The organism is Bacillus chungangensis, assembly GCF_030812995.1.
Classification (GTDB): Bacteria; Bacillota; Bacilli; order Bacillales; family Bacillaceae_C; genus Bacillus_CF; species Bacillus_CF chungangensis.
In genome coordinates this window covers 52,378-66,632 of record NZ_JAUSTT010000001.1, presented here as the reverse complement: position 1 = coordinate 66,632, position 14,255 = coordinate 52,378, and the positions used below count along the sequence as shown (strand labels likewise).

General features: G+C 35.0%; 13 protein-coding genes. 11 read left to right on the top strand and 2 right to left on the bottom strand.

Annotated elements, in window-relative coordinates; all coding sequences use genetic code 11:
• The first annotated feature begins 29 nt into the window (after positions 1-29).
• Positions 30-548, top strand: a complete 519-nt coding sequence (locus tag J2S08_RS00340; protein ID WP_307225548.1) for a GNAT family N-acetyltransferase — start codon at positions 30-32, stop codon at positions 546-548.
• Positions 549-758: 210 nt separating this feature from the next.
• On the opposite strand, the gene J2S08_RS00335 is transcribed toward J2S08_RS00340, so the two are convergent.
• Positions 759-887, bottom strand: a complete 129-nt coding sequence (locus tag J2S08_RS00335; protein ID WP_307225546.1) for a YjcZ family sporulation protein — start codon at positions 885-887, stop codon at positions 759-761.
• 91 nt (positions 888-978) lie between these two features.
• On the opposite strand from J2S08_RS00335, the gene J2S08_RS00330 reads away from it, so the two are divergent.
• The 7 genes from J2S08_RS00330 (at position 979) to J2S08_RS00300 (ending at position 9,292) form a co-directional block, all read left to right on the top strand.
• Complete coding sequence (locus tag J2S08_RS00330; RefSeq protein WP_307225544.1) at positions 979-1,323, top strand: DJ-1/PfpI family protein; 345 nt, start codon at positions 979-981, stop codon at positions 1,321-1,323.
• A 221-nt stretch (positions 1,324-1,544) separates the two neighbouring features.
• Complete coding sequence (locus J2S08_RS00325; RefSeq protein WP_307225542.1) at positions 1,545-2,012, top strand: transposase; 468 nt, start codon at positions 1,545-1,547, stop codon at positions 2,010-2,012.
• Between the two features lie 7 nt (positions 2,013-2,019).
• Positions 2,020-3,144, top strand: coding sequence for a DUF1835 domain-containing protein (locus J2S08_RS00320; protein ID WP_307225540.1), 1,125 nt, complete (start codon positions 2,020-2,022; stop codon positions 3,142-3,144).
• A 522-nt stretch (positions 3,145-3,666) separates the two neighbouring features.
• Positions 3,667-5,028, top strand: a complete 1,362-nt coding sequence (locus J2S08_RS00315; protein ID WP_370875608.1) for an MFS transporter — start codon at positions 3,667-3,669, stop codon at positions 5,026-5,028.
• A gap of 753 nt (positions 5,029-5,781) precedes the next feature.
• Entirely contained in the window at positions 5,782-6,003 is a 222-nt protein-coding gene (locus tag J2S08_RS00310; protein WP_307225538.1) for a hypothetical protein, read from the top strand.
• Between the two features lie 422 nt (positions 6,004-6,425).
• The gene (locus J2S08_RS00305) at positions 6,426-7,532 is read left to right on the top strand and encodes a GerAB/ArcD/ProY family transporter (protein WP_307225536.1); all 1,107 of its coding nucleotides are present in this window, start codon (positions 6,426-6,428) and stop codon (positions 7,530-7,532) included.
• 260 nt (positions 7,533-7,792) lie between these two features.
• Positions 7,793-9,292, top strand: a complete 1,500-nt coding sequence (locus tag J2S08_RS00300) for a recombinase family protein (protein ID WP_307225534.1) — start codon at positions 7,793-7,795, stop codon at positions 9,290-9,292.
• A 643-nt stretch (positions 9,293-9,935) separates the two neighbouring features.
• On the opposite strand, the gene J2S08_RS00295 is transcribed toward J2S08_RS00300, so the two are convergent.
• The gene (locus J2S08_RS00295) at positions 9,936-10,541 is read right to left on the bottom strand and encodes a hypothetical protein (RefSeq protein WP_307225532.1); all 606 of its coding nucleotides are present in this window, start codon (positions 10,539-10,541) and stop codon (positions 9,936-9,938) included.
• Positions 10,542-10,874: 333 nt separating this feature from the next.
• On the opposite strand from J2S08_RS00295, the gene J2S08_RS00290 reads away from it, so the two are divergent.
• From J2S08_RS00290 to J2S08_RS00280, 3 genes are all read left to right on the top strand, one after another.
• Positions 10,875-11,531: a L,D-transpeptidase family protein gene (locus J2S08_RS00290; protein ID WP_307225530.1), complete on the top strand. Its 657-nt coding sequence runs from the start codon at positions 10,875-10,877 to the stop codon at positions 11,529-11,531.
• 293 nt (positions 11,532-11,824) lie between these two features.
• A complete protein-coding gene (locus J2S08_RS00285) occupies positions 11,825-13,450 on the top strand; it encodes an ATP-binding protein (RefSeq protein ID WP_307225529.1) in 1,626 nt (541 codons plus the stop codon).
• Positions 13,443-14,171 (top strand): response regulator, encoded by a 729-nt coding sequence (locus J2S08_RS00280; protein WP_307225527.1) that lies wholly within the window; start codon positions 13,443-13,445, stop codon positions 14,169-14,171. Before J2S08_RS00285 ends, J2S08_RS00280 begins: the two co-directional genes overlap by 8 nt.
• Positions 14,172-14,255: the final 84 nt, after the last annotated feature.

Genomic DNA, 14,255 nt, shown 5'->3' with positions numbered 1-14,255 from the left:
TTGATTATATAAAGGAGCGACATATTTAAATGACTATAAATATAAAAAAGTGTACCCTTGAAGATTCACGCAAACTTCAAGAAATTAGTTATAAAACATTTAATGAGACATTTAAGAATCAGAATTCACCCGAAAATATGAATGCCTATTTGGAAAGGGCATTTAACTTAAAACAATTAGAAAAAGAATTATCCAATATTTCTTCGCAATTCTTTTTTGTTTATTTTAATAATGAAGTCGCTGGATATTTAAAGGTTAATACCAATGATGCTCAGTCTGAAGAAATGGGTGATGAATTACTTGAAATCGAGAGGATTTATATAAAGAACAAATTTCAAAAACATGGGCTTGGTAAATATCTGCTAAATAAAGCTATGGAAATTGCGATCGAACGTAATAAAAAGAAAATCTGGCTAGGCGTATGGGAAAAAAATGAAAATGCTATTGCTTTTTATAAGAAAATGGGGTTTGTTCAAACTGGAGCCCACTCTTTTTATATGGGTGATGAAGAACAAATGGACTTTATAATGACCAAAACACTTATATAATTTTTTGAAAGGCACGTTGTTGTGTGAATGCTTGATAAGCATATGTTTGACATAAGCTTCATTCATGAGTTCTTAATCTAAGAGATAAGATTTTCAATAAATCTTTTTTAATAAATAAGAGCGCCGTTAAGCGCTCTCAAGAGGTGAGTTCTCTCCTTATGGCTACAATTTAGGTGAGGTTTACGTATAGTTTTGAATGTCTAGATATGATTAGCAAACAAAGGCTGCGCCAACAATAATTAATAGGATGAAGAGGACTACGATTAATGCAAAGGAATTACCATAGCCATAACCGCCAGATCCGTATCCTCCATAACCGCAACAACCGAAGAATCCCATAGTACCACCACCTTTCATGATCAGTTTATGCGCATTTTGTCTGAAACGATTGGGGATGAGTGGATAATGCTTTAAATGGTTGTATTCATCAATGAAATATCGTATGAAAGGATGTTTTCTAGTAAAAATTTGTGGTGCAACTGAGGGCCTCGCGAATATTGGATACCTAGATTCTAGAAAGCATACAAGCAATAATTTAGAGTATACGAAAATGGTTTGTCCTAATTATAAAGGAGAAAAATTTTATGAGATGAGACCTGCGGTATCTGGTGAGAATTTGGTTACTGCATCAGGGGTAGCACCTCTGGAATTTACGATGGAAGTACTGAAAAAATTAGATGTATTTGCAACCGATACATTACATGCATGGTATAACCTAAATAAGACTCATAACCCTGAATACTTCTTTCAGTTAATGAATTCAATAAATAGATGAGCTAAAAAAATCAACTTAGCAGTTTTATATTATTTTAAATAATTGGGGCTGTCCAGAAAGTCAGTGAAAACTGACTTTCTGTTACACCCCCTTCAATTTTTTCTAAAAAAACAACAAAAAAACCGTCCCCTATTGTAAAATGAAGTAACCACACAACACTTTAAGGAGGACGATTTTTTATGAGTAATTCAAAGATCACTAAGAAGAATTATAGCACGTAATTGACATTTTCTCTAGAGGTGAAAGAAGAAACTTGCGTTTCCAATCGAACTTTCGCTCCCACGTTTAAACCGTATAATAACCACCAAAGTCAAATGATCTTTGATATACAAGAAATGATTCCTAAACACCATGTCGCACGTATCATCGATAAAATGGTGGAATCTATACCGGATGAGCAATTGTTTTCCTATTATTCAGGTGGAGGTAGAAGCTCGTACCACCCGAAGATGATGCTCAAATTGATTTTGTATGGTTACTCACAAAAGGTTTATTCGTTCCGTGGTATTGAAAAACGCACACAAGAAAATCTTCCTATGATGTGGTTAGCTGCGATACAACGGCCGGATTTCCGTACAATCAATGAATTCCGTGGAGTACGAATGAAAGCAATAATGGATGAGTTGTTTGAAGCAATGATACTCAAATTAATCGAGGATCGTTACATCACAATGGAAAACTACTTTTAGGAGGGGAATGGAACTGAGAGATATTCTAGCAATTAAAAAGGCAATCGATAGCTTGGGAGAGGGAGAATTGAAGCCCTATCTGAGGTTTATTTTGGTGAAAATCAAGTTGATGAAGGAGCAGGAAGGAACGCTTGAAACGACGGTTACCGAACTGATTGAGCTGTATGACGAATTGATGGGACTCCAGGAAAAAAGGGCGGTCTGGTACCCTGTGCCGGCCTGCACCCATGTCCATATCGTTGTGGGCGATTCCTTTGCGGGCAGTATGAAACAGGCACTAAAAGGACTCGGCTGGGCGGAAACGCACAAGCTGATAACGTTGCGGGAGAATTACGCCATTGGTCCGCTCGACGGTCTGGACTCACCGGAAGGAAGGAAGGCGCGGAGCAACTGGTTCCGCGACAATATCACGGAAGCATTCGAAGCTTACACTGAATTCGAAGAAGAATACAATGAGCTTCTGGATAAGCTGGAGCAAATTCCGGAACAGGCAGAAGTGATTATCTGGACGAGTTGCAACGCATGCGAGCAGACAGGGATGCGACACGCGATTCACCTGATGCGCAACAAACGTAATTCTATTTCGGTATGCGATGCTTGTGCAGTCTGTGAGGAGCTTTACAACCGCCCGGATGCCTTTATCAATTATAGGCACTCAGGAGAGATCCCGGCGGACAAGATACGGGAAGCACTCATCCATCTGGACGGCAAAGGCAAGCTATGCGCTCCTGATATCACGCGGCTGGAATGGGAATGGCAGGAAATCATGGAGCAAGCCGGAATGCTGCGTATTTGGCGAGATAGCAAAGTGCTTGAGGTACCTGTAGATTATTATGATCAATACCTACTGGAAATGTTGGACAAGCTGAAGCCACCCACTGACGATAACGGCTTCCTGAAATCAGCCCGTCTAATTGGAGAGGCGATTGGTTATTGTGAGCAATATATCGGGGATTCTTATTTTGAATACCGACTGAGAGAGCTGATATATGACGGTATTCTTGAAATTAAGGGTGTACCTGCCGCAATGCGATTTTACAGCATCAGACGCAAACGGCGTGCGGAAAGCGGACCTCCAGTCTGCTCCCTTATCGATGAGTCAACCCAAAACAGCGAGAATACTTCGCCATAAGACGGGTAGACTTTCCGAATTCTTGAACGAAATTTAGTAAATATGCAAACAAGTTTGGCTTGGTTTACTGGGGAATTAACATTGAATACATCAAACTCTTCTTCGACATATGAAAGATCATCCATTTTGACCACCAATACGCTTTTATTTTAGCGATTATTTAGATATAAAATGATCAAACTTTTTTATAAAAATTGTATAATATCTCACAAAGAATGAATCCGTTTTGATCAATTTTTTTAAAACGGATTCTTTTAATTTAACGTAAAATGTGGGTTTGAGAGATGTTTTTGATCAAACTTTATTTCAAAATGTTATCTTATAAATGAATTTTAATATATTTCACAATAGTACGCTTTTTTCTTTATAAGAAACTAATTTTATGGTATGATGATCACATTATTTTTAGGAGGCGTTTTATGATGAAGTGCAATCTTACATTTTGGGTACATTCAAGAGAAGGGAGCGTATCACTGACCCTATAAACTGCGTTATCCCTTAATTATTGGGGGATTTAATCAATTGAATAAACACCATTCACAGCGATTGTTCCATTATCAACACCATATTTTTATTTGGCTTGGTTTCTTAGCTTTTTTCAGCGTTCTGAATGAGATGGTTTTTAATGTGGCTTTACCCGATATTGCAAAATATTTTCATATTTCACCAGCAGCGACGAACTGGGTCAATATGAGTTTTATGTTATCGTTTGCAATTGGTGCAGCTATTTACGGAAAACTATCTGATATATATGGTCTGAAGAAATTACTCATTTTTGGGATTCTCTCGTATAGTGCTGGTTCATTTATTGGTTTTTTGGCTCACGTCTATTTTCCAGCACTTATATTCGCACGTTTTGTTCAAGGAGCCGGTGCTGCAGCTGTTCCTGCTCTTGTTATGGTAATCGCAGCTCGCTATGTTCCAGATGGTGCTCGTGGCAAAGCATTTGGTTTCATTGGCTCTTTGGTAGCAATGGGAGAGGGAATTGGTCCAGCTGTGGGCGGCATTATATCACACTATGTTCATTGGTCTTACCTCTTTTTAATTCCAATGGCGACAATCTTAGCAGTTCCATTCTTTTTGAAGGTTTTGCCAACTGAGGAAACAAAAAAAGGAAGTTTTGATGTATTTGGCCTGCTATTATTATCTGTTGGCATTGTTTCTTTTATGTGTTATACGACAAAGTATAACTGGAGCTATCTCATCCTTAGCTTCGTGTTTTTTATTTTGTTTTTAAGACATATTCATCAAGTATCGGAACCTTTTGTCGATCCATCATTAGGGAAGAACCGTCCATTTATGATTGGCATCTTTACCGGTGGACTATTGTTAGGAACTATCGCAGGGTTTATTTCAATGGTTCCCTATATGATGAGAGAAGTACATCAATTAACTACTGGTATGATTGGCAGCGCCATTCTTTTTCCCGGAACAATGAGCGTGATTGTTTTTGGTTTTGTCGGTGGGCTTTTAGTTGATAAACGGGGCAATTCATTTGTCATGTCGTTCGGTGTTGCATTCATTGTCTCTGGTCTAATAGTAGCAGCATCTCTGTTAGAATACACACCTTGGTTAATGACGATTGTATTGATTCTTGTGTTTGGCGGATTATCCTTTATTAAAACGGTCATATCTAATAGTGTAGCAAACAGCTTAAATCAGGATGAAGCCGGATCAGGTATGGGCTTATTGAATTTCACAAGTTTTTTATCAGAAGGTATAGGCATTGCCATTGTTGGCGGTCTTTTAACAACTCGTGTTTTTGATTTTCCGTTTTTGCCGTTTATCAAATCGTCCTTTTTATATAGCAACATGTTGTTGCTTTTTATCGTTGCCATATTCTTTGGCTGGACGGTATATATTTTTTCATTCAAGCGCTTATAGCTGTCCGTCTTTACGTTAACGATTAAAAAACCAACTTTTCATATTTCTTAGAAAAGAATCCATTTTGATCTTTTTTCAAATGGATTCTTTTTGTAGATGCGCAACATTTTCATAAAAAATATTGGGCGTTAATGCAAGAGGAATTAAATAAGCCTAACTTTATTGTTATCGTATAGTTAAATGCCTTCATCATCAATTTGCGAAGAGGATAATAGAGCACTTATACACTTTGTTTTGGTTTTATCACCTTTTTAATTTTATGAAAGAGCAAAAAATAATCATCTTTATCAACCTTATTGTATATGATAACAATGTAAGAAAAAACACTTGGTGGCTGCAACACCAAGTGTCACGTTAATACCATTATTTTACTAAGGCAATCGTTAAAGCAAGAAAAGTGACGATGAAAAACAAAAATGTAAAAAATCCGAAATAAATTTTGTTCATATTTTTCACCTCCTGCTATTATGTATATGCAATGGGATTTATGACATTCCTTTTTTTAGCATATTTATTTTTGGTGAAGATGAACGATTGAAAGCACCCAGTCTGGTGCTATTTTTTTTGAATAGACATTTATGTAAAAAGACTCTTTTAGTCGAATTGTGGTTAAAGAGGGCGTTAAAATTCATTGTAAATGAACAAATATATTTCTTTTTCCTTCATCATTTTTGTTTCCATTATTTTTACCCTTCCTAAAGAACGAATGTTCGCATATAATAAGAACAAATATTCTTATATGGAGGTACTAAAATGAATGGTCTGTTGATGCGAGCGCTTGAATCGAAAGAAAAACTGGAAATGATTTACCTATCCAACAGCAACGAAATAAGTCAGCGGCAAATTAGGGTGATAGAAGTAAATAAACAATCTTTTAAAGCGTATTGTTTTTTGCGTAAGCAATATCGTATTTTTATAATAAGCAATGTTTTATCGATGCAGCCCTTGCAAAACAAGCATAGAGGAAGTGCATAAGATATTGAAGATAGTTAGAAATTGCTTATAAATAATAAAGCTTCTTCTATTACACTCTGCAATTGTAAGTCTACACAATGAAAATATTTTAAAAAATGATTCATTAACAAAAATATTTACAATTTGTACCTATGTATAAAGCCCCCTCACACTCTTTGGCATATTGTGATTGTCTATGAAAACATTAATTTAAACAGTTTATATCATTTTTGATTGATGCTACCTTTATTTTTAAATAATAAATGGGAATAATTCACTTCATTTTAGGGGATATTTTACATATGAAGATGCACATCTTACACCAATGGTGCCATTAAGATTTAAGATTGGAAAGAAGTGATTGTCCGCCTATCCTCTTAAAAATTATTTAAATGTAGTTCCAAACGTTCAGCAAGAGTTTTATTCGAGGGAGTGGGGTGAAGATGACAGAAGAAAAAAATAGTATTACACCAGGACAGTTGATGTTTATTGTTATACAAGCACAAATAGGGATAGGAGTTTTTTTTCTTCCATCTGAAGTACATGCCGTTGCAAACGGAGATGCATGGATTTCGGTTCTGATCGCCGGCTTGTTTGTGCAATTATTTGTTATCATTTTATGGCTTTTAAGTAGAAGATTTCCTTATGATAGCCTTTATGGGTTTTTGCCAAAAATATTAGGAAAACAATTGGGTGTATTCATTCATGTTGCTTATATTTGTTTTTTTATCATTCAAGGCAGCAATTCTTTAACTCGGTACGGTGAAGTGATACAGGATTGGATATTAGTAAGAACACCTAAATGGGCTATTATCGGGTTGATGTGTATTGTCTGTTGGTATTTAGTTCAAGAAAATTTACGTACGATAGCACGTTTTTTTGTGCTCGTGTCTGTCCTTATCGTCTTGATGATCGTGATTGCTTCTTTTGCATATAGTGTTCATGTAAATTTTCTTCACATATTACCGATCGGTAAAGAGGGCTGGTGGAACATTTTTAAGGGATCAAACGAAGCGATGCTATCATTGCTCGGTTATGAATTGCTGGTGATTTGTTATCCATTTACACAAGGGAAAAGCATTGAAAAATTAAAAGCAGTTTCCATTGCTACAGCTTTTTCTTCGCTTTTTTATGTGTTTTTAGTGTTTACGAGCTTGGTTGTGTTTAGTGCAAATGAACTTCAGCTGTTGCCTCAACCAGTGCTTTATATGGTAAAGTCTTTATCGTTTCCCCTTATTGAACGACCAGACATCTATTTTATTTCGATTTGGAGCGTAATGTCGGCTACTTCGACTATAAGTTACATGTTTATGACTGCTAAAGGAATTTCGCATCTATACAAACGCCGAGACAAATATCGTAAGGCAGTTAAGTATACAGTTGTTTTCTTTTTTATCGTCGCACTAATCCCTCAAGATAAACAGAAGATTGAAATATTTAACGAAATTAGCGCAATTTTAGGATATATATTTGTTTTTATCATTCCCCTTTGTTTACTAATCATTTCAATTATCATTCAGAAAAAAGAAGCAAGGAAGATGAACGGTTGAGATTTTTTTTATTGATTTTCGTATTGGAATAGGACTCTACTTTCTCTTTACACCTAATCACCTATATAAAGAACAAGGGAAATAAAATGTACTAGTGTTAGTCATCATGTTTTATTCAAGTAGACAAGCATTAGATGCATATGCTCTCACAAGGGGTGATGCATCTATGAAAATAAACATGATTGAAGGTAATTCGCATCAAAAGGCAAGGAAGTCTTGCTATTTCTTCCTTAGAGACAAGTATAGGAGGGATAAGGTGCATGATCGGACTTTATGCAAGGGTGAGTACGGAAGAACAGGCCAAGAAGGGATTCAGTTTAAAGGATCAGATTGCGAAGTGTCGCGAAAAAGCGAAAACGAATGATGTGATCGAGTATGTGGATGAAGGGATTTCAGGAGAGTTTCTTGATCGTCCTGCTTTATCGATGCTTCGACAAGATGTTCAAGAAGGATTAATTAAAAAAGTTATCTGTCTTGATCCTGATCGACTTTCTCGAAAATTAATGAATCAGCTTATTTTATCGGATGAAATTGAAAAGAGAGCAGTACTTATCTTTGTAAATGGCGAATATCAAAAGACACCAGAAGGAATGCTCTTTTATCAAATGCGTGGAGCCATTGCAGAATTTGAAAAAGCAAAGATAAACGAACGAATGAGTGGAGGAAGAAGACGAAAAGCACGTGAAGGCAAAGTAGTGAAAGATCCTAACATTTATGGATATTCTTATGACAAAGAAAATGCTCGACTCATTATTAATGAAAAAGAGGCAGAGGTCGTTAAAATTGTTTTTGATTTATTTACAAAGCCAAATCACTTAGTAAAGGGGATAAATGGCATTGCGCATTATCTTACTGACCGTAAAATTCCTACAAAACGTGGTGTTGGCGTATGGCATCGACAAGTAGTCAGGCAAATGTTAATGAATGAAGTATATACTGGACATTTTTATCATAACCGTTGGAATACAGAGGGGATGTTAGGTAATAAACATAAGCCAAAAGAAGAACGCGTCCCCATGACAGAACGGCCAAGAGATGAATGGATTGAAATTGAGTGTCCAGTGATTATCAATGAGGAAATCTTTAGCCAAGCCCAGAAACTGCTAAAAGAATCAAGAAGAAGATGGACAAAAAACAGTAAACATTCATATTTGTTAAGTGGATTATTACGCTGCGGAAAATGCGGTAATACTTTAACTGGGAGAAGAAGTAAAAATTGGGGAAAAGCTGTTTTTGAATATACGGATAGAAAGAATTATGCTGGAGCAAAGCATCAGGGGTGTGGACTTAAATTAAATGCTAATAAATTGGACGAAAAAGTTTGGAAAAAAGTTCGCGATTGGCTTCATAATTCCGATGAGATTTTGGCTGTGGGTATTGAATCAAATTCTGAGAATAGTTTTGAAGAAACAGAGGTTGTAAGAATCGAAAATGAGTTAACGACTATTTTTAATGGTAGAAAGCGGCTCTTGTCTTTATTTGCCGAGGGGATCGATTTATCAGAAGAAGATATACGTGATTCATTTAAAGAATTAAAAGAAAAAGAAACGTATCTTCGATCACAATTAACACAGCTGAAAGAAATCCTTGCGAATAAAGAAAACAAGATTCATAGTCAACAGCTAATCAAGGAAGCGGCTACATTTTATTTAGATAAGGGAGAGGACGAATTATCATTCGAAGATAAACAACAGCTTATACGTCATGTTGTCAGGGAAATTCGTGTAACAGATCTTCAGTTGGACATCTTTACATTCTAAAGCACAACTTATGACATTAGAATCGATATACCAGGTTTCAATTTATTATCAAAGTAAACCCTTGTCAAGGGTAGCATCCTTCTACATAATTGGAATAATAATTAAATTAAATGAAGTCATAAACATGACCATTTCAATAGGTGTATCTCTCACCTTGTTTGCGATTGATATGCTATATTTTTTCAAAATAATAAAGTCAGAAATCGCTAATTCATATTATAAAAGGGTGACTAAGAGTTATAGATAATTTTTATAATTCAATCTAGAGGTTTCTTATAGGTGCTGGTAATAAGATTAAATCGATATTTCCTCTAGAGTATCCTAAACTCTCCATTCCATTTTCGAAATTGGGATATACGTATTCTGAATAGCCCGTGCGGCACACACCGGTTCCGTGAGGGGGGAGTTGCCAACTGGGCGACCTTTCTACCCTGAGAAGGGAGTTAATCACGCTCTCCTACTCAATTTGCTCAACCGTAGAAAAAACAGGGGTAGCACCCTGCTTTTAAAAGGAGGTAAAAAACTTTGGCCAAAGTTAATTGGCTAAAATATATTATGGTTTTAAATTGTTTTTGTTTGGACAGCTAGTCTGGAAAAAAAAATATTTTTGATTGTTGTAGAGGAAATGCTGACTTTTCACAGATCATTTATTTACTTTTATTCTAATAGTATCTTCCAACTTATAGAAATATTCTTTTCCAACTTTCCATGCATTAGGAATAGATTTTTTTGGAGTCTCTATCCATTCTGGAGGATAAAACTTTAGTCTTGCTGTAGCTAACGTAATTAATCCGCCATCAATGTAAGAAAAACCCCTATCTCGTTTTTCAAGATACCTGTCATATAAAATGGGGGTTTGGTTCAAAATGTATTGCGCCAAATAGTCCATACTTTCCTCCAAATTATAAAAACCTATAGATAAGTATTCTTTTACATCTTCTAACGATTTCCTAATATCTTTTGGTACATTAGAAGGCACCTTTAGATTAGTTAAAAACAAAAGAGTCCCGTTAAACCTTTCTTTTGCTGCTAGGGCAATATAGTATAAGCCTTCATCATCGATTTTTTCATTTAATGTGTCTAATTTATTTAATGGTTCTAAACTAAAGGTAATTAAATCAAAAATACCCTCCTCAAAAATTTCAAAAGCCCGTTTTTCTGCCACTGCAAAAGAAGTTGTAGGATAAACTAAAATAGAAAAATAAATCAATAAAGCGATAACAATAACCTTATTTATCCTATGGTACATAAATAGCCAAACCCTCTCTCATTAAATTTGTGACTGTTAATCTAAATGATGCCCAAAAATTTAAAATTTTACTTTTAAAAAGTTTATCAATATCAAAACATATAATAATGAAACAAGAGAGTGTTTTTTTCTACGACTCACAAATAACTAATCATCCTCTTCCCTTTTCAAAAATTATTTCATTCGAATACAATGAGAAGCTAAGTCTTTGTTTTTTATCATTTTAAATCCATGACTATTCTCTCCTAAACTTCACATACTAAACCAAGTAAAACCTATATCACTAAGGGATTTATAATTCGAATTTTAAAACATAACAAGGGTGAGTCGTGTATGAAAAAATGGTATTATACAAATTTAATTTTGTTCCTTGCTTTTTTTTGTTTCGCAACAAATATTGTTTGTGCGAAAACCAACGAATACAAAATTTATATTAATTTATGGACGAACACTTTATATCTAATGCAAAACAATAAAGTAATTGAGGAGTATCCTATTTCTCCTGGAAAAGACAAGTCCCCTACCCCCATTGGTAAATTTAACATCATAAATAAATCAAAGGGATGGGGAGGTGGATTTGGCTCACATTGGCTTGGGTTAGATGTCCCATGGGGGAAATATGGCATACATGGGACAAATAAAGCTTGGCTAATTGGAGAAAGAGTTAGCAGTGGATGTATTCGTATGCACAATAAAGATGTTGAATCGCTATTTGATAAAACTCCAGTTGGTACAGAAGTTTATATTGATGGGCCTATTACTGGGATAGGAAAACATGAATTCAAAACTTTATCTAGAAATTCACGAGGGAATTTAGTGCAAATTATTCAATGCAGATTAAAAGCAGCAGGATATTATAAAGAAAAATGTCACGGAATTTATGACATACATACAGAGTTAGCAGTGAAACAATTTCAAAGGGAACAGAACCTTAAAGTAACAGGTTCAATAACTCACAAAGAGTATATTCTTCTTGGGTTATTAGAATAGTTTATTGGGAGAGAGCTAATATTCTTCAGACTTTCGGCTTTAAATATGGATATTATGATTAATTTATATCTGTTTTATTTTTATCCCACATCTTCTGCAAAGTAAAGCTAACAGGATCACCAACATCAAGACGTGTATATGAAACAATTCCAGTTAAAAGCCACGACAAACGTGTTCTTTTTTTGACAATTTTCCAATACAAATATGCTTTCAACCTTTGATAAAATAAAGTAAAACTAAGGTTTATTTCATTTCCACCAATCTGATAATAAAACAGTAAGGGAATTTTGACAATGATTGAAAATAAATGGCTGTCGAAACTATCTTTAAGAAAAATGACGACTTTGCTTGTATTATTGTCTGTGTTTGTATCATTAATCGCCTCGGCAGCGCTTTTACATAATTACGTCGTTGAGCGAGAAAATGAAATAGTAAAAGAGAAGCTGAAAAATATTGGACGAATAGTCGCTAAAGATCCTCGGATTATTGAAGAAGTAAGCAGAGGATCTATTCGTTCAGTCGTTCAAGATTATACAATGGATGTTATGGAAACGACGAATGTGAATTTTATTGTCGTACTTAATAATCAGCTGATTCGCCTGTCGCATCCAGATAAGACGGTGATCGGTAAGCCTTTTTCAAATATAGAAGATGCTAAGAAATCATTAAATGGTGAAGAACACTATTCACGAGAAGAAGGTATATTAGGAGAAGGTACACGTTTTTTTACACCTATTTGGGATGAAGAAGGAGAGCAAATAGGTATTGTTTGTGTAGGCTATGTCCAGGAAACGATAAATAAGGAGCTATGGGATGCCCAGAAAAATATTTATATTGGACTAAGCGTTGGCCTTTTTTTCGGATTATTAGGAGCTCTTTATTTAGCTCGACAATTAAAGAAAATTTTATTAGGCCTTGAACCGAAGGAAATTGCCGCAACGTTGAAGGAAAGGGAATTTATTAAAGAATCAGTTAGTGAAGGAATTATTGCTATTGCGCCTGATCGGAAAATCCTGCTCTATAACAATAATTTTACAAATGTTATGGAAAAAGCAAAATTTACAGAAGAATACATGCAAGCTGGATATTTATCAGAAGATATTTTTTCCATATTATTTAAAGAAGCTTTTCAAACGAAACAACCTATATATAATCAAGTTATTGTTTTTAATCAGCTTGAGCTAATTGTTAGTGTAAAGCTTATTTACGTTAAAGAAAAAACGTATGGAGCAGTAGCAACAATAAGGGATCAGTCAGACATGCAGCAACTAATTCGCGAGCTTAGCGGGACAGAGCAATATGTCGATTCTTTACGTGCACAAAATCATAAATTTATGAATCAGCTTCATACGATTCTTGGTCTAATAGAACTAGAAAAATACGAAGATGTCATTCACTTTATCCGTGTATTGGATACAGATTATCGCCATGAGATCGGGTTTGTAACCGAGAAAATAAAATCTCCTGCTATTGCAGGCTTCTTATTAGGGAAATCGAGTGAATTTAAGGAGCAGGGAGTATTACTTAAGATTGATTCCGACTCTAATTTCCCAGATATGAAAATGGGGGAGCTGCTTCATGATCTACTTATTTCAATTGGCGTGTTATTAGATAATGCAAAAGAAGCAGTCAAATTATCTGATAAAAAACAAGTAAAGCTTTTTTTGTACTATGACAGTGATGAAGAAGTTATCTTAATTGAAGTTCATGATACAGGCGAAGGAATGGAGGAGCAATTAATAACAAAAATATTTTCTCGGGGCTTTTCAACGAAAGGTGAAAAAAGAGGTTATGGCTTAGATGCTGTGAAGTCAATTGCGAATCGGTATGATGGGATTGTAGACGTCCGATCTAAAATAGGAAAAGGAAGTATTTTCCGAATTGAACTACCATATAAACGGGGGAATAGTAATGAATGAAGTAATCATCGTAGAAGACGATCCGATGGTAGCTATGATCAATCAACAATTTGTGGAACGTTACGGGGGATTTAAAATAGCTGCAACTGTTAAGAGCATTTCAGAACTATGGGATGTACTAAATGAAAAAATCCCAGATTTAATTTTACTTGATGTTTTTTTACCCGGAGAAACAGGAATTAATTTTTTACAAACAGTTCGCCAAAAGCAGCTTTCTATCCCAATTATTTTAATTACAGCAGCAAATGACATACCGACTATTAAAAAAGCACTTGAATATGGCGTTATTGATTTCTTAATAAAACCTTTTACTTATGAAAGGTTTCATGTAGCGATGGAGAAATTTAGCCAGTATTATTCATTGACGACAAAACTCAAAAAAACGGATCAAGAAACATTGGATCAAATATTAATAACGGATGCGTGTTCTTTACAATTAACACATCATGAGGATGAATTAGCTTCAACATTACCGAAAGGATTATCGAGATTAACATTGAAAAAAATTTTGCGTGCGGTAATGAGACAAACGAATTGTTTCTCAACTGAAGAGATCGCTAATCTCGTTGATTTATCACGAATTTCAACCAAAAAATATTTACTGTATTTAAATAAATTAGGTTATTTACGAGAAGAATTAAAATATTTAACAGTCGGGCGCCCGATCACTGTTTACCATATTGTTTTCGAAAATGAGCATATTATTAAGCCGTATTTATAATAAAAAGGATCTATTACACAGAGTATGTAATAGATCCTTTATGTTTATCCCACATCTAACTGGCAGTAATACCCCCACTGATGG

Coding starts and splice junctions, on each gene's coding strand:
- J2S08_RS00300 (WP_307225534.1), top strand. CDS start 7,793: ATGATCGGACTTTATGCAAGGGTGAGTACGGAAGAACAGGCCAAGAAG.
- J2S08_RS00280 (WP_307225527.1), top strand. CDS start 13,443: ATGAATGAAGTAATCATCGTAGAAGACGATCCGATGGTAGCTATGATC.
- J2S08_RS00330 (WP_307225544.1), top strand. CDS start 979: ATGAAATATCGTATGAAAGGATGTTTTCTAGTAAAAATTTGTGGTGCA.
- J2S08_RS00320 (WP_307225540.1), top strand. CDS start 2,020: ATGGAACTGAGAGATATTCTAGCAATTAAAAAGGCAATCGATAGCTTG.
- J2S08_RS00310 (WP_307225538.1), top strand. CDS start 5,782: ATGAATGGTCTGTTGATGCGAGCGCTTGAATCGAAAGAAAAACTGGAA.
- J2S08_RS00335 (WP_307225546.1), bottom strand. CDS start 887: ATGGGATTCTTCGGTTGTTGCGGTTATGGAGGATACGGATCTGGCGGT.
- J2S08_RS00290 (WP_307225530.1), top strand. CDS start 10,875: ATGAAAAAATGGTATTATACAAATTTAATTTTGTTCCTTGCTTTTTTT.
- J2S08_RS00305 (WP_307225536.1), top strand. CDS start 6,426: ATGACAGAAGAAAAAAATAGTATTACACCAGGACAGTTGATGTTTATT.
- J2S08_RS00295 (WP_307225532.1), bottom strand. CDS start 10,541: ATGTACCATAGGATAAATAAGGTTATTGTTATCGCTTTATTGATTTAT.
- J2S08_RS00340 (WP_307225548.1), top strand. CDS start 30: ATGACTATAAATATAAAAAAGTGTACCCTTGAAGATTCACGCAAACTT.
- J2S08_RS00285 (WP_307225529.1), top strand. CDS start 11,825: ATGATTGAAAATAAATGGCTGTCGAAACTATCTTTAAGAAAAATGACG.